Source organism: Saprospiraceae bacterium (assembly GCA_016714025.1).
Lineage (GTDB): Bacteria > Bacteroidota > Bacteroidia > Chitinophagales > Saprospiraceae > Vicinibacter.
Genome location: JADJOB010000002.1, coordinates 2,610,690 through 2,634,839, shown reverse-complemented (window position 1 = coordinate 2,634,839; position 24,150 = coordinate 2,610,690). Strand labels below are relative to the sequence as shown.

Sequence of the window (24,150 nt, the reverse complement as noted above, 5' to 3'; positions counted from 1 at the left end):
AAGCATAAAACTAAGGCTAACACCGACCATGCTTAGGATTAAGGAAAGCATCCCAATAACAAATAACAAGAATCCTAAAACAAGGAGTAAGCTTCTTTTTCTGATTTCCATAGTATTTTTGGGCTGTTGATTACAGCATTCGGGTTGAACTGTAAAGATACAGGCAAATGAGTCACTCTATAAAATTAATTGAATGTCCACGGGATGCAATGCAAGGTTTACATGATTTTGTGCCAACTGAGCTTAAAATTAACTACCTCCAACAATTAATTGATACCGGGTTTGATGCTTTAGATTTTGGAAGTTTTGTTTCGGTTAAAGCGATACCTCAGATGCAGGATACTCACCAAGTTGTTGAACAATTAAATTTAAAACATTCAAATACAAAGCTCATAGCAATAGTTGCCAATAAGCGAGGCGCTGAAGAAGCTATCTTATACCCTCAAATTAGTTATGTGGGTTATCCATTTTCTGTTTCAGAAACATTCCAAATTCGAAACACAAATTCGAGCATACCTGATTCTGTTGAACGAATTAAACAAATTCATGAATTGTGTTCAAAAAGTGGAAAAGAAATGCTCATATATATTTCAATGGCTTTCGGGAATCCGTATGGAGATCCCTGGAATGCTGAAATCGTTTTGCATTGGGTCGATGCTTTATATAAATTAGGAATTAAAACATTTGCATTGTCAGATACAATAGGCGTAGCCGAACCAGAATCGATCCGCTATTTGTTTAGTCATTTAATACCAGTTTATTCTCAAATTGAATTTGGGGCACATTTTCATACAGTGCCTGAATTGTGGGAAGAAAAATTAATAGCAGCATTCGAATCTGGTTGCTATCGTTTTGATGGAGCCATTTATGGATACGGTGGATGCCCAATGGCTAAAGATGATTTAACTGGGAACATGCCAACGGAACATTTGATTTCATATTTTAAAAGCCGCGGCCTAATCAATCATATAAATTTAGATCATTTTTCAGGAGCTATGATTACCGCAAAGAAAATATTTGATACGTATCATTAATCTATTAGAAATGCATTTTTTGCCAATATTGTACATGAGCCCAGAATATGATGCTGCGATTGCTCTTCGTACTGCTGTATTAAGGATTCCGTTAAATCTAGAATTTACTGAGGAGCAATTGGAATCAGAATCAGAAGAATTTCATTTTGGAGCCTTTTCTGTGGATGGTAATTTATTGGCATGTTTATCATTTAAAGTAGATTCCGCAAATTGTTTGCAGATGCGACAAGTAGCAGTAGAAACAGCTCTCCAAAATAGTGGAATTGGTCAGTTTATAGTTAAAGAAGCTGAAAATTGGGCAAAGTCAAAAGGATTTACTAAAATTATTTTACATGCAAGAGATGTTGCAGTTCCTTTTTATTCAAAGCTACATTACGAAACGGTAGGAGATCCCTTTATTGAGGTCAATATTCTACATCGCCATATGCTAAAAAATTTAAGTTGAATTATACCTGTTTAATTTTTATACCATGCAAACATTTGATCAACTGCTAAATACTTACGGAGAAAGTCACCAAAATAAGCTCAATAAACAAATTCATTGGATTTGTATTCCTGCAATACTTTTTAGTTTAGTCGGCTTATTAATGCATATTCCAACTCCACCATTTATTCCATCAAATTTTTATTTAAATTGGGCTGGGCTTATCCTGTTATTGAGCTTAATTTATTATGTCAGGCTTTCAGTAGGTATGTTTGCAGGCTTTCTGGTAATTAGTATAATTTTGCTTTATTTAAATTGGAAGCTCATTGCCTATTGTCAGCTTAATGCATGCAGTTCTTTATGGACCTTATTGATAATTTTTACCTTAGCCTGGATTGGTCAATTTATTGGACATAAAATAGAAGGCAAGAAGCCTTCATTTTTAAAGGATTTGCAATTTTTACTTATTGGTCCTGCCTGGTTATTGCATTTTATTTATAAAAAACTGGGAATACCATATTAAATAAGCAAAGTTCGGTTTCGATTTTTTTAAAAAAAATCGTTTTAATTTCTTTTTGTCAGAGCGTGCTTTATAAATGAATTACCTCACCATAGGCTGCTGCAGCTGCTTCCATAATAGCTTCTGACATTGTTGGGTGAGGATGTATCGATTTAATGATTTCATGACCGGTGGTCTCAAGTTTTCTGGCAACAACAACCTCAGCGATCATTTCAGTAACATTCATGCCAATCATATGTGCTCCTAAAAATTCTCCATATTTTTTATCAAAAATAACTTTTACAAAACCCTCTTTTGCTCCTGCGGCACTGGCTTTTCCGGATGCAGAAAACGGGAATTTTCCAACCAGAATTTCAAATCCGGCCTCTTTTGCAGTTTGTTCGGTATAACCTACAGAAGCTATTTCTGGACTGCAATAGGTACAACCAGGTATATTGTTATAGTCAATGGCTTCTGGATGATGACCAGCAATTGCCTCGACACAAATAATCCCTTCTGCACTGGCCACATGAGCCAAAGCCTGACCTGGTGTTACATCCCCTATAGCATAGATGCCTGAAATATTTGTTTTGTATTGAGCATCCACTTTAATAAGCCCTTTTTCAATGATGACACCAAGGTCTTCCAAGCCTAGATTTTCAATATTTGCAGTCACACCGGCAGCAGACAAAACGATATCGCATTCAATTCTAGTTTCCTTTGAATCTTTTCGGTCTTTCGTAATTACGATCAAGCCTTCCTTAGTTTTTTCAACTTTTTCTACACTGGTATTAGCTAAGGTTTGAATGCCTGCTTTTTTGAAAATTTTGGTTAATTCTTTTGAAATATCAGCATCTTCCCTTGGAACCAAACCTTGTTCCATAAATTCCACAATAGTTACTTGAGTGCCTAGCGCATTATAAAAATAGGCAAATTCAACACCAATCGCACCGGCACCAACAACAACCATTTTCTTGGGTAGAGCCTCTAAAGTCATTGCTTTTCTATAATCGATTATGTGTTTTCCATCAATTGGTAAATTAGGCAATGCTTTTGCGCGACCACCTGTTGCAATGATGATGTGATCTGCTGAGACAATATCTTTCTTTCCTGAGCCATCTGTAACTTCTATTTTTTTATCTTTTAGAAGTTTGGCAGTACCCATTAATACTTGGATTTTATTTTTTTTCATTAAAAATTGGATGCCTTTACTCATGCCATCTGCAACATTTCTGCTCCTTTTAACAATAGTACCGAAATCAGGTTTGGCTTCATTTACCTGAATTCCATAATCTGAGGCATGTTTTATATATTCAAATACTTGGGCACTTTTTAATAAGGCTTTTGTAGGAATGCAACCCCAATTTAAGCAAATTCCCCCTAAGGATTCACGTTCAACAATTGCTACCTGTTTGCCAAGCTGAGCTGCTCTGATGGCTGCAACATAGCCTCCTGGACCGGAACCAATTACGATAATGTCAAACTTCATACATCTATTAATTTAGGGCGAAATTATTGATTATTATTGTAATTAATTGATATGTAACAGGTTTTAATAGCTTATTTAGGAAATATTGATTAAAAGCTTGAATCTTGAATGGAATTCGATTCCGAAGCTTCAATATCTGGATAAAGGCATCCTATCTTTGCACAAAATCAAGACAGGATGAACAAAATTGCGGTATTCCCCGGATCTTTTGATCCAATTACAAAAGGACATCAGGATGTCGTTCTTCGTGCCTTGCCTTTGTTTGATAAAATTGTAATTGCAATCGGTGAAAACTCCCAAAAGAAAACCTTGTTTTCATTAGAGCAACGGTTGCACTGGATTGAATTGTTATTTGAAAATGAATCAAAAGTATCTGTAACCAGTTATAATGGCCTGACCGCCTTATTTTGTGAAGCAATCAATGCAAACTATCTTATCAGAGGGATACGGAATGCATCGGATTTTGATTATGAAAAAACCATTTCTCAAATTAATCACACCTTAGTCAATAAAATTGAAACAGTTTTTTTTATTGCGAAACCAGAATTATCTCATGTGAGCAGTACGATCGTAAGAGAATTAATTTTAGGAAAAGCGGATGTAAAAGCTTTTGTTCCGGATATAATAAATGTATTAACTTTTAAAACCCAGTAAATGTCAAATTTAATAGTAAATATTCCAGTGGTTTCAAATGAACCTGTTTTAAATTATCGGTCAGGTTCTAAAGAAAAATTGGAAGTAAAATGTGCCCTTGATGAATTAAAATCTAAAGTTTTGGATATAGGGATGACCATTAATGGTAAAAAAGTTACCAGTGAAGTTCAAAAAGATATTGTTCAGCCTCATAACATTAGTCATAAAATCGCTCAATATCACAAAGGCAATGCCAGTCATGTGCAACAAGCAATTGCAGCCGCTTTAAATGCGAAAGAAAATTGGGAAAGTATGCCTTGGGCTGATCGGGCATCCATTTTTTTAAAAGCTGCCGATTTAATTTCTGGGAAATACAGGGCTCGGATGAATGCCATGACGATGTTGGGACAATCCAAAAATATATTTCAAGCAGAAATTGATGCCGTATGTGAGTTTTGTGACTTTTTGCGATTTAATGTCCGTTTTATGACTGAGATATATACTCAGCAACCTGAATCTGCTCCAGGCATTTGGAATCAGATGCAGTACCGCGCTTTGGAAGGGTTTGTATTTGCATTAACCCCATTTAATTTTACCTCCATCGCTGGTAATTTGCCTTGTGCTCCGGCACTTATGGGCAATGTAGTTGTTTGGAAACCAGCGGAAACACAGATATATTCCGCTTCACTGATAATGGATATTTTGATGGAAGCTGGTTTGCCGGCGGGTGTTATCAATTTAGTTTTTGTTGAAGGTTCAGTTGCAGGGGAAGTAATTTTTAATCACCGGGACTTTGCAGGAATTCATTTTACAGGGTCAACCCAAGTTTTTAAAACAATTTGGAATAAAGTTGCACAGAATTTAGATAAGTATCATTCATTTCCTCGTTTAGTAGGAGAGACTGGTGGCAAAGACTTTATTCTTGCTCATCCATCAGCAGACCCTCAGCAACTTGCGGTGGCAATGATTCGGGGAGCATTTGAGTTTCAAGGTCAAAAATGCAGTGCGGCCTCTCGTGCTTATATTCCAAATAGCTTATGGCAAGAGGTTTGTAATCATTGTTTAACCATGTTGAAATCAATCAAAATGGGAGACCCTTCTGATTTTACTAATTTTATTAATGCGGTTATTGATGAAAAAGCATTTGACAAAATTACCTCCTATCTAGTGGCTGCAAAAAAAGATCCTGAAGCTGAAATTATTTTTGGTGGTCATTCGGACAAGTCCAAAGGATATTTTATTCAGCCCACAATAATAAAGACGACTAATCCACAATATAGCACCATGTGTGAAGAACTTTTTGGACCCGTCTTAACTGTTTATGTATACGAGGATTCAAAATTTGATGAAATATTAAAGACTGTTGATGGTACATCGCCCTACGCGTTAACTGGGGCTTTATTTTGTAATGATCGATATGTTACGATCCAAGCTGCACATGCATTAAGAAATTCAGCTGGAAATTTTTATATTAATGATAAACCAACTGGAGCCGTTGTGGGTCAGCAACCTTTTGGTGGAGCAAGAGGTTCGGGAACAAATGATAAGGCGGGTTCGCATTTAAATCTATTGCGTTGGGTTTCACCCCGTACGATAAAGGAAAATTTTATTCCTCCTGTACAATTTGAATATCCATTTATGGAAGAAGCTTAAATTAAATAATGTTGGATATTAATTATTCTACAAAATATATTTTACCAGGAGTCCTAAGAATAAGCCTATTATTGAGCCATAAAAGTGCGCATAATGATCTATGTGATCGTTGGGATTTTTAGATGCCCACCAAGAATAAATTAAGTACAAGGGGGCAAATAAAATTGCTGGGATAGGCACCATTCCAAATAAATACAACAATTGAAAAGGATAATAAAGTACATAAATAAAGAGAATTCCTGAAATGGCCCCCGAAGCCCCAATGCTTGAATAACGTGTATTGTTTAAATGATGAAAATAGGTTGGAATGCATCCTGCTACCAAAATTATAAAATATATTGTAATAAACAGGAATCCACCGATGTAAAACCCAAATTGTGATTTGTAAACCTGCTCAATTGTACTGCCAAATTGATAAAGTACAAATAAATTTAAGCCTAGATGCAACCAATTTGCATGAAGAAATCCACAACTCAACCAACGATAAAATTGCCGATATCTTTTTTCCAAATAAGGAAAATGGCTATAGTCTTGAATGATATTTGATTTAGAAAAGCCTATACTTGATATCACAAGAATTGACAATATCAATCCATAGGTCATTAAAGGGGGGAGGCTATTCATTATGGTATGGGATTTTATTTATTATTGTGAACGCTCTATATAATTGCTCTAAAAATATTAATCGAATCATTTGATGTGTGAATGTCATTTCGGAAAGCGCAATTTTAGTAGGAACATGATTTTTAATCTCATCTGAAAAACCATAGGCGCCTCCAATTATAAAACATAATTTCCTGTTAGATGTTTGTGTATTTTTTGATAACCAGTCGGCAAATTCTAATGATGAAAAATTTTGTCCGTTTTCATCTAACAAAATTGGTATAATTCCGGGCACTTGAATCGCTTTAAGTAATGCCGGCGTTTCAAATTGTTTAATTGATTTGATGTTTTTTAAGCCTTTAGCTTCCTTAAACTCTCTTATGTTTGCATTTGCAAAGTGATTAATCTTTTTTAGGTAAACGGAAATTCCTTGATGTAGATAGCTTTCAGCTGTTTTTCCAATCCACCAAATTTCTAGTTCCATCTATAAAACGTTTGAAAACAGTAAGGATTGAAACGGTCCTAATTGTAAATCCGTGTTTTTTATAAAATTTACAGGAACTTTATTAAAGATTTCGTAATAATTTGAATAATCTTTATCAATTTGAAATTGAACAACTTTATTTGTTAAATTAAATAGCATCACTATGCTATAATTTCCTGATTTTCTTTCAAGCGCTAAAACCTCTTTTGAATTGGAAATTCGAACTGGTAAATTTGTTGTATCAAGATTCCAAAGTGCTGGATTCTTAAATTTTTGCATGGCCATGCTTCTATAAAAATCATTGTTGAATTTATATTGTCTGGAAAATGGATGACTTGAAAAAATACTGATTCGTTCAAATTGAGGGCCTTCTTGCCCATTTAGTATCCATTGTATGCCGGGAAGAAAGAATGTAAGTGTATGGAAATACTTGTAGGTATTGTAAAAGGCATTTACATCTGAACCATGGCGTTCGTTTATTAAATTGTCTTGCACATAATTAAGTAAGGGAATATTACTGCAACTGTCAACAATAATGTTTAATTCATCTATATTAGAACCTTCTGAGTCAATTTTTTGAAATCTTTGGTATAAACCTGAATTGCTGTGATAATGAAATCCATTAGTAATAGTGGAGCTATGTTCCATGAGGGCAAACCCATCTTTTCGATTCACCGCAGTTTGGATTTTATTTAAAAAATCAGAAGGATATAAATTGCAATCATATAAGACAACGCCATCAAATTTAAATTTCATAAAAAAATCCTTATAAGATTTGTATAATTTTGATTGTAGTGATTTGTTCTCTAGATTTAATTTAATGTAGTCTTGATTGTATCTTTTGTCAATAATTTTCGTATCAGATTTGTAGTATTCTGGGTTTTCTATTCTCCAGGGATGATTTGGACCCGTTACAGAAAGATTCCATTCCATGAGAATTTTCAATCCTTTTGAATGAACGGAATCTATAAGTTCTTCCAAATCTTTGTCTTTTCCAAGATTTGGGTCGATTTGATTAAATGATTTTAATGCAAATGGACTTACTGGGTTGAATGCATTTCCCGCTTCGTCACGTTCAAACAGGGGTAAAATAACAATTGTATTAAAGAAAAAACTTTTAATTCTGTCTAATTCAAGCGTGATCCCTTTAAGATTTTTGGTTTCTGAATATTGCCGTGGCATGATTTCATAAATGGTGCTATTTTTAGTCCATTCAGGTATCGTTGGAAGCGGATTTGATTGTTCACAGGATACATAAAGAAATCCCAATAATAAAGTAAGGTATTTCATTTTAATTTAATAGTTGCTTAATTAATTTTCTGTCTGGAAATAATTTCTTAATTGTGTTATAAAACTCTTGGTAATTTAATTTGCTAAAATTATTTCTTATTCTTCTTAGGCTGGATTCAAGTTTTTGATTGGCTTGATATCCGGCATGCTCATTTAAATATTTCTCATAAAATGAGATGTATATTTTTATGTATTCCACAGCTAATTCATCAGGTAAATCTAGATCATATTTTTCTAATAAACTTAGATCATTTGTATGGCGAAGTTCATTAAAAAATATTGTGTATTGCTGACTAAAATAACTTAAATCCAATAGTGTTTTTTCAGTCAACAAATTTGTTCCTTGTGATTTTTGTAAAAACTCTTTTGCTTTAATATAAGTTTCTAAAGAGTGATTTCCATTGAAGTATAATTTAAGAAAGGAAGGATCTTTACTGTCTTGATAAAATAATAAAAGTAAATCATCAAGTGCATGTTGAGTATTCGTGCTTAATGTATTTAAGTAAAGTTGTCCAATATATTTTTTCAAATCAGGGGCAGCAATCGCATAAATATTTTTATAATAGTTGATCAAATAAATTGAGGGCAAACCAGCCTTTCTTGAATTTAACCAATTTAAACTGGTATAAAAATTTGATTGAATTTCATGCTTTAGCAAATAATGAATTAATTGTTCAGGATTAACTTGATATAAATAATCTAAGACATTGTATTTAAATTCATCGGGAATGTTATAATAAATTTTTTGCAATAATTGTTCAAATCCTTCTTTGATAAATTGCTGTTGAAAGGTTTTCTTTAGCAACAATCGTTCAAAGAGATTTGAATTTCTGGTTAAAATCAGATAATCTTTAGAAGTTGCACATTCATAAGTCAGTTTATGTATTTTACTTAAAGCAATGGGTGCAACAATTAATTGACAAAATTGTATAAAGGCAGTATGAAACTTATCATTCATTTGTATAAGTTTCGTGAAGTTTTTAAAAATAGTATAATCTGCCGTACTATGTATAAAATGAATACCTGCTAAAAGTGATTCTGTTGCTTCTTCAATATTTGAATGATTGTAATGATAAAATGAAATTTGATATAGTTCTTCAAGAATTTCCAATTTATTTTTCATCCTGGTTGCAGGATTTTTGCTGGACGCCTCTAGAAAGTGGTTGATTTCCAATAAAAGTTGGGTGTATTTTAAATAGGGTTTTTCCGTAATGCTTCGTCCTGTAAGAATGAAGTGAACCCATTGTTTGTTGTTATTGTTATTTCGGCATAGAGCAGTTAATACATAATTGAGATCTTCTTTGCTGAATGAACTGAAAGATTGCGATTTATTTTTAAAATTAACTGAGGTGGGTGTGACATTTATATGAATATTCTGAAAATGCCAAATTGAAGCAATTAATGCATGTTTACAATATTTTCCAGGAGACTTGGCGCCACATCCGCATTGGAAAGAGCGAATATTTTTAGAATTATAGTAAATTTCTAATTCTACCAGATTGGATTCAAATTTAATTAAGTAATTCCAGCGTGATTTGCCGGTTTGATTTGCTTTTCTAATGCATCCTTGATCGATGCTGTTTTTAAAATAAACTAAGTCCTTCTCTCGAATTTCGTAGTCAATGTGTTCAAAATTTAATGGATGACGGCTTGAGTGCACGATGAATTAGTACTTAACCAGCAAAGTTAGTAGATTTGGGTCAATATTAGAGTTACTTTGGTATGAATGTTTATTTTATACGGCATGCTAAATCTTCCTGGAATAATGCCAATCTTTCAGACATTGAAAGGCCTCTCAATGCCCGTGGATTGGATACAGCTCCCAAAATGGCAGCTTATCTTGTAAAAACTGTAAATTTAGGGAGGGTAATGTTGATTTCTAGTCCGGCAGAAAGAGCACTTGCAACAGCTTCATATTTTGCAAATGCAATCGGGCTGGAAGATTCAGCAATTGTGCAAAATGAAAGGCTGTATTTTGGTTCGGCAATAGATTACATAAATTGTTTGAATAAAGTTCCAGCCAACATGAACTCAGTTTTGATTTTTGGTCACAACCCTACATTGGAGGAATTGGCAAGCCATTTTAATAACCCATATACAGGTTTGGTGCCTACTTGCTGTGTACTTCGTACAGAAATAAATCAACCACTTAGTAATTCCATAGCTTACAAGGATTTTGAAATTAAAGACATATTAATTCCGAAATTAATTTTGAATTCATGATTTGTATTAAGAAATATAGTGTATTTGTATTTTGTATTTTAATCGCTTGTTCTGAAAAATCTCCGGAATCGGAGTTGAAATTCAATAAAACTGAATTTGCAAGTTTAATGGCTGAAATTTATCTGTTGGATGCCCAGTTTAGTGAACTTCCTGGGCCGATAAAGGATAGTATAATGGTTTTAAAAGTTAAGGATATCCTGCGTTCTAAGAACTTAAGTATAGAAGCTTTTAGTCAAATTCAACAATTTTATAAGAAGAATATTAGTGAACAGGAACTACTTGAAAAGCAAATTATCCAGCTGGTAAGGGATTCTGCAAAAAATAATTAATAATTTCTTAATATTGACTTAGATCCATCCTTGCATTTTGAGTGTTTTAATAGCATGATTAAGTATAAAATTTTATTAGTTGATGACGAACCGGACATCCTTGAGTTTCTTTCGTATAATTTGATAAAGGAAGGGTACGAAGTTCAAACTGCTGCCAATGGGATGCTGGCTCTTGAATCAATAAAAAGGCAGGTTCCGGATTTAATATTATTGGATATTATGATGCCAGCAATGGATGGAATACGTACATGCGAGGAAATCAGAAAACATTCTGATTGGGCCAGCATATCAATTATTTTTTTAACTGCACGAACGGACGATGAAACCCAAATTGAAGCTTTGGATCAGGGTGGGGATGATTTTATACAAAAACCAGTTAAAACCAAAGTATTATTTAGTCGGATTAAGGCCATCATAAGACGAAAATTAAATCCACTGACCATTGAAGAAGATCAAATAATCAGTTTTGACAATTTGAGCATAAATCCATTAAAAATGGAAGTGTTATTTAAAGGAATTCGATTGGAGTTTGCAAAAAAGGAATTTTTACTTCTATATTTGTTGGCTTCTTATCCTGGCAAAGTATTTAAAAGAGATGAGATATTAGAACGTATTTGGGGTAAAGAAGTTATCGTTGGCGATCGAACCATTGATGTACATGTTCGCAAATTAAGGGAGAAGTTAGAAGATTCCTTTATTAAAACAATTAAGGGTGTTGGGTATAAATTTGAAATATGACTTTTTAAAAAACATTTCTGTTCGAAAATTTTCGGCAATAGTTAGTTTCATTATTTCTATAGTTTTTATACTGTTTTATTTGATTTTAATCGGCTTAAATGTCATCTCAGGCCAGGCAGTTTACATATTTATTTATCTCTGGATCCTATTTGGGATATCTTATATTACACTAAAATTATTTATCACTGCACTCGTTTCGAAAAGACTTAAGTTACTGTATAAACTAATTAGTGATTCCAAGTTGGGTGGTGAATTTAAGCAAGTGCCCAATGGCTCTGATTCCTCTATGTTTGCTCAAATTGAGCAAGATGTCGAATCTTGGATTTTAAAAAAGAATCTTGAATTAGACCAGCAGACACATCTTGAAAAATATAGAAAAGAGTATATAGGCAATGTTTCTCATGAACTTAAAACGCCTGTGTTTAATATTCAAGGTTACCTTCAGACCTTATTGGATGGGGGATTGGAAGATCCAAATGTGAATAGAAATTTTCTTGAAAAGGCATATAAAAATTCACAACGTCTTCAATCAATTATAGATGATTTAAATATTGTTTATAAATTAGAATCAGGACAGGAGACTCTTGAATTAGATGCAGTAAACATTCGTGAATTAATTGATGAAGTATTTGAAGAGAATGCCTCATTGGCAGCAGCTAAAAACATTAAGTTAAAATTTAAAAAAGGAACTGAGCTGGATTATCATGTAGAAGCTGCCAAAGAATACCTGCATATCGTTTTGACAAATTTAATCAACAACTCCATTAAATATGGGAAAGAAGGTGGATTTACAAAGTTAAGCTTGTATGATCTTGACCATGAAATTTTAATAGAAGTCAGTGATAATGGCATTGGCATCCCGGAAGAGCATATAAAACATGTTTTCGACCGATTTTATAGAGTAGATAAGAGTAGATCCAGAGAACAAGGCGGCAGTGGATTAGGATTATCTATTGTAAAGCATATTGTTGAAGCCCATGGACAAAAACTACATGTAAGAAGTAAGGAAGGATTCGGAACTACTTTTGGATTTACCTTAAAAAGAATTAAATAACCTCTTTCTAGGAATTTTTATTCGTATTAATAGCAGTACTAAATTGTATTGAATTTAATTCCTGGACTAAGTTATCACGATGTTTGAAGTATTCTTCGAGCTGATTTTTTGGTAGAGGATCAGGTGATGGAAAGTGTAGGTTTCTATGATTGACTTGAACACCGTTTTTCCAAAACCTAAAACATACATGGGGGCCACTTGCTAATCCAGTAGATCCAACATAGCCAATAACCTGACCTTGACTAACGGGAGTTCCTTTGCGAATGCCTTTTGCGAATTTTGACATATGCAAATACTGAGTCTGATACGTATTATCGTGTCTTATTTTTACAAAATTTCCATTGCCTGAAGTATATGATGCGGCTTCAACTACTCCTGCGCCAACAGATAATATTGGAGTTCCATGGGGTGCTGCATAATCAGTGCCTAAATGCGGTCTTGAATACTTTAACACAGGATGAAAACGGCGCATATTAAAGCCTGAACTAATTCTGGAAAATCGAACGGGTGCTTGTAAAAATCGACTTACCATGGGGCTTCCTTTTAGATTGTAAAAACCCTTTTTGTTGTTTGGTTTAAAGGAAATTGAAAAATGCTCTCCATAGTCTGTTTCAAAATAAGCTGCCAACAATTCACCGGATTGTGTTGGTTTTCCTTCGATAAAAAGGCGATTGTATATTAATTTAAAGGTATTTCCTTTTTGTACATGGTGAAAGTCAACTGACGATGACAAAGCGTCTTCCATTTGATCAATTAGATCTAATGATAGATTTTGACCTTCTAATGCATTCCAAAGGGAAGATTCAATGATCCCAGAAGCGTGTTCTCGTTTTAATTCGGAGTTACGGTATTGGAGGTTAACGCAATGATCACCTTTCAATTCACATGTTAAATACTTCGAAGCATCAATTTCGTAAATGAAATAATCAGGTTCGATGCATGGATTTGAGGCAATGAATCCATAGGTATTTCCAGATCTAAGATTGCGTAAATCGATAAGCTCTGAAATGTTTTTAATGAGTTTTTCGGATTTAGGACCACTGATGTCGTTGTTCCTAAATAACTCGGATAAGGATTTGCCAAACGGCATTTTTCGCGTTTCTATTGAAAAATGTTTAGGATCAAACCCAAAAATTAAACCAGATGGGCTAGTTTGGCATTCTTTTAGATCAAAATGATTGACAGATTTTTCTTGCCCATTTTCAATATTCATTATAAAATCCAAAATAAAGCTATTTGCAACTAATAGCAATACAAGAGTTATTATTTGAGCGAGGGCAAAGAAAGCCTTCTGGATTTTCATGTGTAAGCTTGAATAAATATTGAAATAGATTGCAAAATTAAACAAATTAATGAAACTTTAAAATTTTATAAACGATTGATAAACAAATTCATACAAATAATTATTTTCACTTTACCTTTATTTCTTCGTTCGTTTTCATAGGATTAGGGCCTGTATGACTCATAGAAAGGATTTAAATCAGATTTTCACAACAAATGCTAAGCCTTTGGTTATGGGGATCGTTAATTTGGATCCTGAAAGCTTTTATCCGGCTAGTATTGCCCATTCTGATTTGCAGGCTTTAAAATTGGTAGAATCTAAAATGAAGGAAGGGATGGACATTTTAGATTTAGGAGCTTTCTCAAGTCGGCCCGGAGCGAAAATACCTCAAGAAGAGGCTGAAAATCAATTAATTATACCCGTTTTACAGAAAATCAGAGCAGCTTTTCCTGAGCTGCCGATTTCAATTGATACGATGAGGGCTTCAGTGGCGCAAAGATGTTTAGATTTAGGGGCGGACCTGATCAATGACATAAGTGGTGGTAATTTTGACCCGGACTTACCCTTGGTGATGTCTAAATCTCCTGCAATTTATATTGCTATGCATATGAAAGGTATTCCGGAAAATATGCAACATGAGGATAACACGACTTACCTAAATGTCGTTGATGAAGTATTGAAATATTTCCAACAAAAAATTTGTTTCTTTAAAACGATGGGACTTCATAAAGTAATCATAGATCCAGGTTTCGGATTTTCAAAAAAACTTAAGGATAATTATGAACTCTTGCGAACTATTTATTTGTTTAAAATATTAGAAAAGCCTTTATTAATTGGCGTTTCTCGGAAAAGTATGATTTGGAAGATTACCAATTCTGCTGCTTCTGATGCATTAATTGGGAGTATTGTGGCTGCTTTTTATGCTCTTTTAAATTCTTGTACGATTATTAGGGTTCATGACGTCAGGGAGACTGCTCAAATGCTCAAGGTATTTTATGCAATTCAAAATCCTCATTATTTTGATAATCAACAATCATAAGCTCTGAATTTTTAATGAGTACACCAGTTGCACATAGTAAAGCATTACAAAACATATCAGTAAAGGCACTGGAATATCTCTTAAAATTTTTAGGAATTGTTTTGGTTTTTATTTTCATGTTCATTATTGTGCTGAGAGCGGAATTTGTTCAAGATTGGTCGCGCAATTGGTTGGTTGATTTTCTTAAGAAATCTTATGACCAGGATCTGGAAATTAATTCATTTTATTTAGATCCTTTTAATGGATTTAAAGGAGCATTTCTTATTAGGGATCATCATAAAGACACTTTGTTTTATGCTAGGGATGTTCATATAGGATTGTTAAAAAGTTTACGCTCTGTATTGTCGAGAAAGTTATATGTAGATGATATCGAGTGCGATTCGGTCGTAATGAAAATAAAAGTATACGAAGGAGAGTCTGGTTCAAATTTAAATTATTTTATTTCCAAGTTCAGGAATTCAGAATCAAAGAATAAAGACCCATTTCAATTTAATTTAAACCATTTAATTTTAAAAAACACCAAAGCCAGTTATTTGGATTCAAAGCAGTCGCTTAATTTAGCTTTTAATAAATTGGACTTACTTGTAGATTCGCTTAATTATAATATACAGTATTTTAGTATTAGGAAATTATTACTGGATAACCCTGTTGTTATTTATGATAAAATACGTTCTGAACATGCTGAGCATAATATCAGTCAAATCGATGCATTTGATAGCTGTAAAATAAGTCCAAGTGTTTATTTGAGATTTTTGAATATAAATAATGGTGTCTTAAATTTTAAAGATTCATTATTTACCAGTGAGAAAGGCTTGATGTTTTCAAATATAAATCTAACATCTAAAAACATTTTTCACGGTGATCAATTGGATCATATAGAGTTCTTGAATTTGAATCTAAAAAGTTCAGATGATTTTGCCATAAAAAATGCTGCAATCAGAAACTTCAATTTAAAAGATGATCAAGTTTTGATTGAGGATTTTTTACTTGAAACATTGTTAAGTTCATTAAGGTTTCAATTGAATAGTTCTTTAGCTTATTCAAATTTAGTAAATAAACTTGATTTGAAAAACACATTTATTCAAATGAATTTATTAGAAGGAAAATTTGATCTTTTGGATTTTGATAAATTGTTTCCTAAATATCATTTGTTACAGAAATTTAATTTAAAAAATGGATCTTCATTTAATTTGACTGGAAAGCTATTTGGCAAACTCAATAATCTAAAAGGATCAAATATTATCTTTAATTATTCCAATCAGTTTAATTTTACTGGCAATGTAGGCTCCCGTAATTTATTTATTAGAGACAAATTAGTTCTAAATTTAAAAATTGATCAATTACTAACAACGGCTTCCTTTTTGAGGCAATTATTTGAGCGTTATAATATACCGGCATCTTATGATCGATTTGGACGCATAAAAATGAATGGTCAATTTGACGGCTATTTAAATGATTTTGTAGCTTACGGTTCTTTTAATACTGATCTTGGTTTAATTCGATCAGATATTAAAGTAAATTTCTCATCAAACCAAAATCATGAAGCTATATATAGTGGAGGAATCAGTACTTCAAATCTTGATTTAGGTGCTTTGTTGCAAAGAAAGGAGTTTGGTATATTAAATTCGGAAATAAAAATTATAGATGGCAAAGGATTGGCGGCTAATAATTTGTCTGCAAACCTTGATGGTAAACTTAATGATTTTGTTTATAGAGATTATCATTATTCAGGGATTTCTATAGCTGGATTATTTAAAAAATCTATGTTGCAGGGATCAATAAAAATTAAAGATGAAAATGCTGATGTGGATCTGACAGGAAGTTTTGCGAGATTTGGTGATACTGATGATATAAGCTTAGAAGGTGACATTAAAAAGCTCAATCTCCAAGCGTTGAATTTACGACGTGATGAAGCATCCTATTCAGGTAAAGTGAAGATGAATATTAAACTTGTAAAGAATGAAAATTTATCTGGTAATTTATCTGTTTCAAATTCTAATATAAATATAAATGGCGACAAGTTGTATTTGAAGGATTTTACTTTTAATTCGACAAAGAAAGCTGGTAAAAATAGAATTGAGTTATTTTCAGATTATGCCGATTTTCAATTTGAGGGTAAATTTCAACTAAAAAATGTTATTGGGGATTTAAAAAGTTTAATCGTATCTAAATATCCAATTTTAGATAGTTTGCTAGATAGGAAAGGAAGATCACAGTACCCATCCTTGGTTGGTGCTGGGAGTCTATACATTAAGGATTCAAGGAGTTTGGCGAAAATTCTTAATTTGCCTCTGGAAATGGATTTCTCTGATTTCGATTTTTCAGTAAACAGCAATACAAATGATTTTGAACTGCATTCAAACCGCTTTGACCTCAAATACAAATCATTTAAATTCGATAAGTTTAGTTTGGTAATTGGTTCGCAAAAAAATTTAAGCACCGTATTTACTTCAGATTATATTTATATTAATGGAATAAAAAGGACTGGTAATTTTAAATGTGTGGGAAATCTATTTGATTCAACAGGTAGAATTTCATTTTTACTTTTTGATACACTCAACACAAAAATATTGGCAAATATTAATTCAAATATTAAATATAATCAGGATCTCTTTGCAGTACAAGTAATAAATAAAGATCTTTTTTTTAATAATTCCCGATGGATGATTGATGAAGCCAATATTATTCAAAAATCAAAGAAAGGTCTGTTAGTTAATAATTTTGAATTAAGCGACTCATTGCATTATTTAAGTATACGGGATATTGATTTAAAAGGGCTTACGTTAAAGTCAGATGGATTTGATATTTCATTTGTCAATCAATTTATAAGAAATAAAACGATTTCTTTTTCTGGCTTGTTTTCTGCTAACATTGAAATTCCTGATATTAAGAATATTAAAGAAATTACAGGTAGATTCAATTTTTTTCAACTTCATTTTAATAAAGATAATTTTGGTCCATTTAATTTGAGTTTCAGAGCATATGATATTATGAAACCATGGGATATTCAAGTTGAAAATGTATTTCAGGAGCATGTAATTAGAGGAGAAGGAACCATAAATATACCCATTGTTAAAACTAATTATCAATACAAGCCTTTTGATTTTAGCATCGACTTGAATGTTAAGGCTTTTCCATTTAAGTTTCTTGAAAATTTTATTAGTTCGATTTCAAAAACTACGGGTGGGGCTGATGGAAAGCTTAAATTTTATGGAGTCAGTGGAAATTTATCTTTAGTTGGTAACTTGAAAGCCGTTAAGGGTAGTACGTATATTAATTATTTAGGCGTTCCGGCGTTGTTTGAGAATCAACCTATTGTTTTCAAGGAAAACGAAATTTTATTTGAAAACCTTGAGATTATGGATAAGTTTAGAAATCCAATCAAACTCGATGGAAAACTTACACATAATTATTTTAAAACTTTTGCAGCAAATGTTAAGTTGGTCTCCTCTAAAGCATTGATATTAGATACTAAAAAAGAGGATAATCCATTTTATTATGGCTATGGAATCGGGCAGATTGATGTCAGTTTTTTTGGACCTTTTAGCGCTATGGATATGGATGTAAAGGTCACCAGTCTTAAAGGTACTAAGTTTAATATTCCGGTTACCTACGATCAAGTAGCAACTGAATCAAAGTTTGTAAAATTTTCTTCAAGAACCGTACAAGTTGATTCGGTAATCAAGCCTATTGTGCCTTCAATCATTGGGTTAAATATGAATATGCAATTAACCATTACAGAAGATGCTGACATTTCAATTATTTTTGATGAATTGGCTGGTGATATTTTAAAAGGAACTGGACGGGGGAATTTATCCATTAAAAGTCTTAGAACAGGACAGTTTACTGTTAATGGTCTATATGAAGTAGAACAGGGAGAGTATTTGTTTACCCTTTATAATTTTGTTAATAAACCTTTTGCAATTGCAAGGGGTGGTACTATAAATTGGACTGGAGATCCTTTAAATGCAAATATTCAGCTTGAAGCAGTATATGAAGGCCTTTCAACATCGCCCTATATTTTGATTCAAGAGTATTTAGCTGCTGATCAAAGGTTGATTGAAGAGGCAAAGCGGAGAACAGAGGTCAAATTGAAGATGATGCTAACCGGTTCTTTGTTGCAACCTGACATACGATTTGATATTGATATGCCTGACTTGACAGGACAATTAAAGAATTTTGCCGATAATAAGATTCGATATTTAAGGACAAATCAGGATCAACTGAACCAACAGGTTTTTGGCTTATTGGTCCTTCGTACGTTTTTGAATTCATTTGATCCAACTGAAATTGGATCAAATTTGAGTACAACTACTATTAACACAATGAGTGAAATGCTATCCAACCAATTTTCACTTTTTGTAACAAGTTTATTGAGTAATGCATTTGACGATGTTAATTTTATTTCTGGAGTTGATTTTAACATTGGTTATGACTTTGATAATACCATACCAGGAAGCTCTAAATTTAATGAAGGAGAAGTCGTATTTAGTTTAAAGCATAGACTTTGGAATGATCAATGGATTGTTACACTTGGAGGTAATTATAAATCCTCTAGTTCTTCAATATATGGTAATTCTTATTTTAATCCAGAGAGCATTATTGAATGGAATACTCCGGTGCCTGGATTAAAATTGCGCATTTATTATCGGGGAGATGAATCAATTGAAGGTTTGAAGCATAAAATAGGAACAGGGATTAGCTATAGAAAGGAATTCGATTCATTTTTTGATTTTAAAAAGGAATTAAATTCGAAAGCAAAAACCAGAAATAAGAATAGCATTGAATAAAAGATATTTATCCAGTTCTGTTTTTGTTAAATCTCAATTTTTACTGGAGTTTGACAAAGTTATCCAATTGACCGCAGATTATGCTGTCTCTGATCAAGCTAAGGCTGCCTTACAAGATTTGATTTACGAACCTTTTTCAGATAAAATTCATCTGGAGTTGGAAATCTTGGATGAATTGGCTCAAGCAATTAAAATACATGCTTTTAATTTGGTAAATTTTCAATCCATTCAAGATGATTTAACTAGATTGAAAATTCCCGGCATGGAGATTTCTGTTGATTCAATACTTCGATTGGTTAAGGTAATTTTAAATAATCAAGAGGTAAAGCAGAAAGCATTGGCTCCAACATTTTTGATTTATAAAAACTTAATTTCTTTTATAGGAGAATTTCCTGAATTGACGAAGCCCCTTGTTTCAATAAAACGCATTTTTGATGAAAATTTTCAAATACGTGATGATGCATCTGAAGAATTGCAGTCAATCAGACAGGAACGTCTCAAGTTAAATCGTTCTATTTATTCTGCTTTTAAAAAAGAACTTGAAATATATAGAACCAAGTCATATTTAGCAGAAGGAGAAGAATCCATTCGGGATGGAAGATTTGTATTAAGGGTTCTTGCTGAACATAAACGAAAAATAAATGGATTGGTATTGGGAGAATCTGAAAGTGGAAAGACCGTTTTTATTGAACCACAAATTTGTTTTGAGTTAAACAATATATTAATTGATCTTAGTTTTAAAGAACAACGTGAAATTAGTAAGATATTGTCCCTGCTTTGTGATGCCATTAGACCTTTTCTTGAATTTTTTGAAATTGCTTATGAAAAGGTTTTGGCAATGGATATTTTACTGGCTAAAGCCTGTTATGCCAACAGCATCAATGCCATTAAGCCAACTATAAATAGCAATAAAATTCTTCATATAATTTCTGGTTTTCATCCTTTATTGCTTCACAAATTTAAGCAACAAGAGTCCAAGCCAATTCCAATGGATATTTTGTTGGATGAGCAACATAAAATCCTTTTGATTTCAGGTCCAAATGCCGGTGGGAAGACAATCGTTTTAAAAACGATTGGATTATTACAACTCATGTTGCAAAAAGGGTTTCTAATTCCCGTTTCAAAAAAGTCAAGCTTTTGCTTATTTGATAAAATATGGGTAGATATTGGTGATTGGCAATCATTGGATGAAGGCTTAAGCACCTATTCTGCTAAATTACGATATATGAAGAAATTGGTTTTGGAAGCAGATCATTCGTCACTAGTATTAATGGATGAATTGGGAAGCGGGACTGAACCTAAAATTGGTGGTGCAATTGCAGAGTCTGTCTTAAAAGAGTTAATAAATTTGAAAGTATTTGGAGTAATCACGACGCACTATTCGAATTTAAAATCATTTGCTCATACAAATAAGGGCATCCAGAACGGTTCGATGCTTTATGATGAAAGTAAAATGATTCCATTATATAAATTGCAAATTGGAAAGCCTGGAAGTTCATATGCTTTGGATATTGCCAGAAAAATGCAATTTCCTAAGAAAATTATAAATTATGCAAAGGAGATAGCTGGTTCTGATTTAGTAAAAATGGAAGATCTTTTGTCTAAAATGGAAATGGAAAAGATTCATCTTAAAAAAACAGTTACAGATTATAAAGCGAAAATAGACACATTGAATAAATTAATTAAAGCGTATGAAGCTATGCAGAAGCAACATGAGTTAAAGCGCTTGAAGTTAAAAATGGACAGTAAACAGATTGAATACCAGCAAAATATAGATTTAAAGAAAGAACATCATACCATTTTAAATGAGATAAGGGAAAAGATGGATTATGTTGAAGCAAAAAATCAGCTTGAATTAACTAAAAATAAAGAAAAAAAATTAGCTGTTGAATTGAATCAGGCAGAGCACGATTATTTTCAAATGATTAAGTCAAGCCTTGTGGGTGCGGAAATTAAGCCTGGAGACAAAGTATTTTTGTTAAAGCAAGGGCTTTCTGGAGTGGTTCAGGAAATATCTGAGAAGAAAGCTAAAGTTTTGACAGATTTCTTTACAATTGAACTGAATAAAGAGGAGTTGATTTTAGAAAAGCAAAGCATTCTTGCAGATAATAAACCCAAGGTAAACTATCAGTTAATTGACAAGAATGCAAGTTTGCCAGGTACCATAGATTTAAGAGGCCAGAAAGTAGAGCATGCTATACAAGCACTAGAAAACTATTTGGATCAAGCATTATTATCAAGTTTAAAAGATGCTAAAATTCTTCATGGAAAAGGATCAGGGATATTAAAATCCGCTATTCATAAACAATTAAAAAAATTGAAATTTATCGACTCGTTTTACCATCCGGAAGAGGAGAGCGGAGGCGCAGGAGTTACCATCGTTGTATTTAAATAATGGGATATCGAGCTAAGGGTAAAAAATGATCATCGCTAAATTCTGCATTCAGATATTTATGGTATCCTGCGATTGCTATCATCGCAGCATTGTCCGTGCAATAGCTCAGTTTCGGAATGTAACAATTCCAATTGTATTTTGTGCACAATTGCGAAATTTCCTTTCTCAATTGAGAATTGGCGGAAACTCCTCCAGCAATTCCTATTGAGATTGCATTATGTGCAATTGCAGCTGATTCTAATTTATTTAATAGACTTTTTACAATATTATCTTGGATGGAAGCACATAAATCAGGTAGATTTTCATTTATGAATTCTTTATTTGAATCCAATTGATCTCTTAAAAAATACAAGACACTCGTTTTTAATCCGCTAAAACTAAAATTCAAGTCATTTACTTTTGCAATTGGGAATTTATACTTTGGCACACCCGATTTAGCCAATTTATCCATTTCAGGGCCAGCTGGATATCCCAAGCCTAATAATTTACCAGTTTTATCTATTGCTTCGCCAGCCGCATCATCCAAAGTTTGGCCCAGTAGCTCAATTTTGAACTTTTCAGAAACTAAAAGTAATTGGGTATGTCCACCTGAAACGGTCAAGCAAACCAGTGGAAGTGTAGGTTTTTGGTCAATAAATAATGACAAAACGTGGGCATGTAAATGATTTACTTCAATTAAAGGAATATTAAGGCAAAGACTTAAAGATTTGGCAAAACTAATTCCGACTAAAAGCGACCCCATCAAACCTGGACCCCGGGTAATGGCGATTGCACTGAGGTGTTGTAACGATATAGCTGCCTCTTTTAAAGCCTGATCGCATAAGGAAACAATGGTTTCAACATGTTGACGAGAAGCGGCTTCTGGTACAACACCGCCATATTGCGCATGGATCCATTGAGAACTAATTAAGTTTGATTTTATTTCTCCATCAATAATAACAGCCACCGAAGTATCATCACAGGAGGATTCTATTGCTAGAATTATGATTTTTGACATTGTTTGTTAATAACATTAAAAAGTCAGGTAAAATTAATATCCTTGCATTAGAAATTTTAATTCATTGGTTTATTCTTTAAAGAATTCTTTAATATGAACTCAAATTATCCTTATTTTATTGACTCAGATCGAGCCATTTCAATGACTTCTAAATTTCATATTACATCTGAACATTTAAATTTAAAAATTGAATCTCTGTTTCCAGTATATCCAATCGAAACGGTTGTAAGTCATACAGATGTTGCCAATTATTTGACGTGCCAGTTTTGTGTTCCTGAGAAAATTGTAATGAATATTAACAATCAGAATTTGAAACTGAGCCATATTTCTGAATTCGTTAATCAATTTCACAGTCACAATGGTATTAATATTTTTATATGGAATAATGTTTCATTAATTTATATAATGCAAATTGCTGATCCAGTATTTATAAATATTATAAAGTTCGATACCCCCGAAGATTTGTTGTATCACATAGTCCAAATAATTCAATCAATTGGGCTTGAAAATGAAAACCAAAACATTCAATTATTTGGTAATGTCACAGAAGAATCACAAATAAGTAGATTATTGCGGATTTATTTTAGCAATGTAAAATTGATACGTGGATTTACTTTTTCTAATTCGTAATTTATATGCGGATTTCCGGTGGTTTTCTTAAGGGAAGAGTGTTTAATCCTCCTGCAAAAAATTGGCCAACGCGACCAACTACAGATATATCTCGTGAGGCTTTGTTTAATATTTTAACAAATCTATTAGATTTTGAGGATACCAGGATGTTGGACTTATTTGGGGGTACAGGTGCGCATACCTATGAAATGATTTCGAGAGGATGCACCAGTGCATGTTATGTTGATTTGCATAAGCCTTGTTTGGAATTTGTCAGAAAGACTGCGGCTTCATTCCAAATTATTCAATTTATAGAATTTGTAAATGCTGATTATTTGCAATTTATTAAATCTTGTAATAAGCAATTTAATTATGTATTTGCTGGGCCACCATACCCATTGCCTGCATTGTCCAAAATACCTGATTTAATTGTGGAATTCAATATTGTGATGCCTGATGGGTTATTCGTTTTAGAACATAATCCACAACATGATTTTACAAAACATTCCCATTTTTGGCAAGTTCGTAATTATGGGCAAACATTTTTCAGCTTTTTTCGCTTTTAATATGTAAATTTGGGGTTTG

Annotated in this window: 21 protein-coding genes; 14 read left to right on the top strand and 7 right to left on the bottom strand. The window is 32.8% G+C overall.

Translation table 11 applies throughout. The annotated features are described in order from the left end of the window. Positions 1-167: 167 nt before the first annotated feature. From IPJ80_13685 to IPJ80_13675, 3 genes are read left to right on the top strand one after another with little or no spacing between them, the layout of a single operon-like run. On the top strand, positions 168-1,034 hold the full coding sequence (locus tag IPJ80_13685; GenBank protein ID MBK7914537.1) for a hydroxymethylglutaryl-CoA lyase: 867 nt from the start codon (positions 168-170) through the stop codon (positions 1,032-1,034). 10 nt (positions 1,035-1,044) lie between these two features. Then, entirely contained in the window at positions 1,045-1,479 is a 435-nt protein-coding gene (locus IPJ80_13680) for a GNAT family N-acetyltransferase (protein MBK7914536.1), read from the top strand. Between the two features lie 25 nt (positions 1,480-1,504). Further along, positions 1,505-1,981, top strand: a complete 477-nt coding sequence (locus IPJ80_13675; protein ID MBK7914535.1) for a DUF962 domain-containing protein — start codon at positions 1,505-1,507, stop codon at positions 1,979-1,981. Positions 1,982-2,048: 67 nt separating this feature from the next. On the opposite strand, the gene lpdA is transcribed toward IPJ80_13675, so the two are convergent. Then, entirely contained in the window at positions 2,049-3,446 is a 1,398-nt protein-coding gene (gene lpdA / locus IPJ80_13670; protein MBK7914534.1) for a dihydrolipoyl dehydrogenase, read from the bottom strand. A 177-nt stretch (positions 3,447-3,623) separates the two neighbouring features. On the opposite strand from lpdA, the gene coaD reads away from it, so the two are divergent. Both coaD and pruA read left to right on the top strand, forming a co-directional pair. Further along, positions 3,624-4,100, top strand: a complete 477-nt coding sequence (coaD, locus tag IPJ80_13665) for a pantetheine-phosphate adenylyltransferase (protein MBK7914533.1) — start codon at positions 3,624-3,626, stop codon at positions 4,098-4,100. Continuing rightward, complete coding sequence (pruA, locus tag IPJ80_13660) at positions 4,101-5,732, top strand: L-glutamate gamma-semialdehyde dehydrogenase (GenBank protein ID MBK7914532.1); 1,632 nt, start codon at positions 4,101-4,103, stop codon at positions 5,730-5,732. Positions 5,733-5,759: 27 nt separating this feature from the next. Here pruA and IPJ80_13655 read toward each other — a convergent pair whose 3' ends face one another. The 4 genes from IPJ80_13655 to IPJ80_13640 are packed head-to-tail and all read right to left on the bottom strand — an operon-like array spanning position 5,760 to position 9,769. Then, positions 5,760-6,356, bottom strand: a complete 597-nt coding sequence (locus tag IPJ80_13655; GenBank protein MBK7914531.1) for a rhomboid family intramembrane serine protease — start codon at positions 6,354-6,356, stop codon at positions 5,760-5,762. Next, a complete protein-coding gene (locus tag IPJ80_13650; GenBank protein MBK7914530.1) occupies positions 6,349-6,819 on the bottom strand; it encodes a 23S rRNA (pseudouridine(1915)-N(3))-methyltransferase RlmH in 471 nt (156 codons plus the stop codon). Before IPJ80_13650 ends, IPJ80_13655 begins: the two co-directional genes overlap by 8 nt. Further along, on the bottom strand, positions 6,820-8,109 hold the full coding sequence (locus IPJ80_13645) for a hypothetical protein (protein ID MBK7914529.1): 1,290 nt from the start codon (positions 8,107-8,109) through the stop codon (positions 6,820-6,822). 1 nt (position 8,110) lies between these two features. Next, positions 8,111-9,769: a hypothetical protein gene (locus tag IPJ80_13640; protein MBK7914528.1), complete on the bottom strand. Its 1,659-nt coding sequence runs from the start codon at positions 9,767-9,769 to the stop codon at positions 8,111-8,113. A gap of 62 nt (positions 9,770-9,831) precedes the next feature. Here IPJ80_13640 and IPJ80_13635 point away from each other — a divergent pair, with 62 nt between their 5' ends. The 4 genes from IPJ80_13635 to IPJ80_13620 all read left to right on the top strand — a co-directional run bounded on the left by IPJ80_13635 (position 9,832) and on the right by IPJ80_13620 (position 12,453). Then, positions 9,832-10,332: a histidine phosphatase family protein gene (locus tag IPJ80_13635; protein ID MBK7914527.1), complete on the top strand. Its 501-nt coding sequence runs from the start codon at positions 9,832-9,834 to the stop codon at positions 10,330-10,332. After that, positions 10,329-10,661, top strand: a complete 333-nt coding sequence (locus tag IPJ80_13630) for a hypothetical protein (GenBank protein MBK7914526.1) — start codon at positions 10,329-10,331, stop codon at positions 10,659-10,661. The genes IPJ80_13635 and IPJ80_13630 overlap by 4 nt, the downstream gene beginning before the upstream one ends. Before the next feature lie 54 nt (positions 10,662-10,715). Beyond that, positions 10,716-11,399, top strand: a complete 684-nt coding sequence (locus tag IPJ80_13625; protein MBK7914525.1) for a response regulator transcription factor — start codon at positions 10,716-10,718, stop codon at positions 11,397-11,399. Between the two features lie 79 nt (positions 11,400-11,478). Further along, positions 11,479-12,453, top strand: coding sequence for a sensor histidine kinase (locus tag IPJ80_13620; GenBank protein ID MBK7914524.1), 975 nt, complete (start codon positions 11,479-11,481; stop codon positions 12,451-12,453). A 7-nt stretch (positions 12,454-12,460) separates the two neighbouring features. On the opposite strand, the gene IPJ80_13615 is transcribed toward IPJ80_13620, so the two are convergent. Then, positions 12,461-13,666, bottom strand: a complete 1,206-nt coding sequence (locus IPJ80_13615; GenBank protein MBK7914523.1) for a peptidoglycan DD-metalloendopeptidase family protein — start codon at positions 13,664-13,666, stop codon at positions 12,461-12,463. Between the two features lie 244 nt (positions 13,667-13,910). On the opposite strand from IPJ80_13615, the gene folP reads away from it, so the two are divergent. The 3 genes from folP to IPJ80_13600 are packed head-to-tail and all read left to right on the top strand — an operon-like array spanning position 13,911 to position 21,959. Then, the gene (gene folP / locus IPJ80_13610) at positions 13,911-14,774 is read left to right on the top strand and encodes a dihydropteroate synthase (GenBank protein ID MBK7914522.1); all 864 of its coding nucleotides are present in this window, start codon (positions 13,911-13,913) and stop codon (positions 14,772-14,774) included. Between the two features lie 14 nt (positions 14,775-14,788). After that, complete coding sequence (locus tag IPJ80_13605) at positions 14,789-19,564, top strand: translocation/assembly module TamB domain-containing protein (protein MBK7914521.1); 4,776 nt, start codon at positions 14,789-14,791, stop codon at positions 19,562-19,564. Further along, on the top strand, positions 19,557-21,959 hold the full coding sequence (locus tag IPJ80_13600; protein ID MBK7914520.1) for a Smr/MutS family protein: 2,403 nt from the start codon (positions 19,557-19,559) through the stop codon (positions 21,957-21,959). Before IPJ80_13605 ends, IPJ80_13600 begins: the two co-directional genes overlap by 8 nt. On the opposite strand, the gene tsaD is transcribed toward IPJ80_13600, so the two are convergent. Continuing rightward, on the bottom strand, positions 21,952-22,956 hold the full coding sequence (gene tsaD, locus IPJ80_13595; GenBank protein MBK7914519.1) for a tRNA (adenosine(37)-N6)-threonylcarbamoyltransferase complex transferase subunit TsaD: 1,005 nt from the start codon (positions 22,954-22,956) through the stop codon (positions 21,952-21,954). The two genes, IPJ80_13600 and tsaD, sit on opposite strands and share 8 nt — an antisense overlap. A 93-nt stretch (positions 22,957-23,049) precedes the next feature. On the opposite strand from tsaD, the gene IPJ80_13590 reads away from it, so the two are divergent. Beyond that, positions 23,050-23,586: a DUF3822 family protein gene (locus IPJ80_13590; GenBank protein MBK7914518.1), complete on the top strand. Its 537-nt coding sequence runs from the start codon at positions 23,050-23,052 to the stop codon at positions 23,584-23,586. Positions 23,587-23,591: 5 nt separating this feature from the next. Then, positions 23,592-24,131 (top strand): RsmD family RNA methyltransferase, encoded by a 540-nt coding sequence (locus IPJ80_13585; protein MBK7914517.1) that lies wholly within the window; start codon positions 23,592-23,594, stop codon positions 24,129-24,131. Positions 24,132-24,150 lie beyond the last annotated feature (19 nt).

What these genes read in the sequence shown, in the direction of transcription:
- IPJ80_13685 (MBK7914537.1), top strand. Translation starts at nt 168, where the DNA reads ATGAGTCACTCTATAAAATTAATTGAATGTCCACGGGATGCAATGCAA.
- IPJ80_13680 (MBK7914536.1), top strand. Translation starts at nt 1,045, where the DNA reads ATGCATTTTTTGCCAATATTGTACATGAGCCCAGAATATGATGCTGCG.
- IPJ80_13675 (MBK7914535.1), top strand. Translation starts at nt 1,505, where the DNA reads ATGCAAACATTTGATCAACTGCTAAATACTTACGGAGAAAGTCACCAA.
- lpdA (MBK7914534.1), bottom strand. Translation starts at nt 3,446, where the DNA reads ATGAAGTTTGACATTATCGTAATTGGTTCCGGTCCAGGAGGCTATGTT.
- coaD (MBK7914533.1), top strand. Translation starts at nt 3,624, where the DNA reads ATGAACAAAATTGCGGTATTCCCCGGATCTTTTGATCCAATTACAAAA.
- pruA (MBK7914532.1), top strand. Translation starts at nt 4,101, where the DNA reads ATGTCAAATTTAATAGTAAATATTCCAGTGGTTTCAAATGAACCTGTT.
- IPJ80_13655 (MBK7914531.1), bottom strand. Translation starts at nt 6,356, where the DNA reads ATGAATAGCCTCCCCCCTTTAATGACCTATGGATTGATATTGTCAATT.
- IPJ80_13650 (MBK7914530.1), bottom strand. Translation starts at nt 6,819, where the DNA reads ATGGAACTAGAAATTTGGTGGATTGGAAAAACAGCTGAAAGCTATCTA.
- IPJ80_13645 (MBK7914529.1), bottom strand. Translation starts at nt 8,109, where the DNA reads ATGAAATACCTTACTTTATTATTGGGATTTCTTTATGTATCCTGTGAA.
- IPJ80_13635 (MBK7914527.1), top strand. Translation starts at nt 9,832, where the DNA reads ATGAATGTTTATTTTATACGGCATGCTAAATCTTCCTGGAATAATGCC.
- IPJ80_13630 (MBK7914526.1), top strand. Translation starts at nt 10,329, where the DNA reads ATGATTTGTATTAAGAAATATAGTGTATTTGTATTTTGTATTTTAATC.
- IPJ80_13625 (MBK7914525.1), top strand. Translation starts at nt 10,716, where the DNA reads ATGATTAAGTATAAAATTTTATTAGTTGATGACGAACCGGACATCCTT.
- IPJ80_13615 (MBK7914523.1), bottom strand. Translation starts at nt 13,666, where the DNA reads ATGAATATTGAAAATGGGCAAGAAAAATCTGTCAATCATTTTGATCTA.
- folP (MBK7914522.1), top strand. Translation starts at nt 13,911, where the DNA reads ATGACTCATAGAAAGGATTTAAATCAGATTTTCACAACAAATGCTAAG.
- IPJ80_13605 (MBK7914521.1), top strand. Translation starts at nt 14,789, where the DNA reads ATGAGTACACCAGTTGCACATAGTAAAGCATTACAAAACATATCAGTA.
- tsaD (MBK7914519.1), bottom strand. Translation starts at nt 22,956, where the DNA reads ATGTCAAAAATCATAATTCTAGCAATAGAATCCTCCTGTGATGATACT.
- IPJ80_13590 (MBK7914518.1), top strand. Translation starts at nt 23,050, where the DNA reads ATGAACTCAAATTATCCTTATTTTATTGACTCAGATCGAGCCATTTCA.
- IPJ80_13585 (MBK7914517.1), top strand. Translation starts at nt 23,592, where the DNA reads ATGCGGATTTCCGGTGGTTTTCTTAAGGGAAGAGTGTTTAATCCTCCT.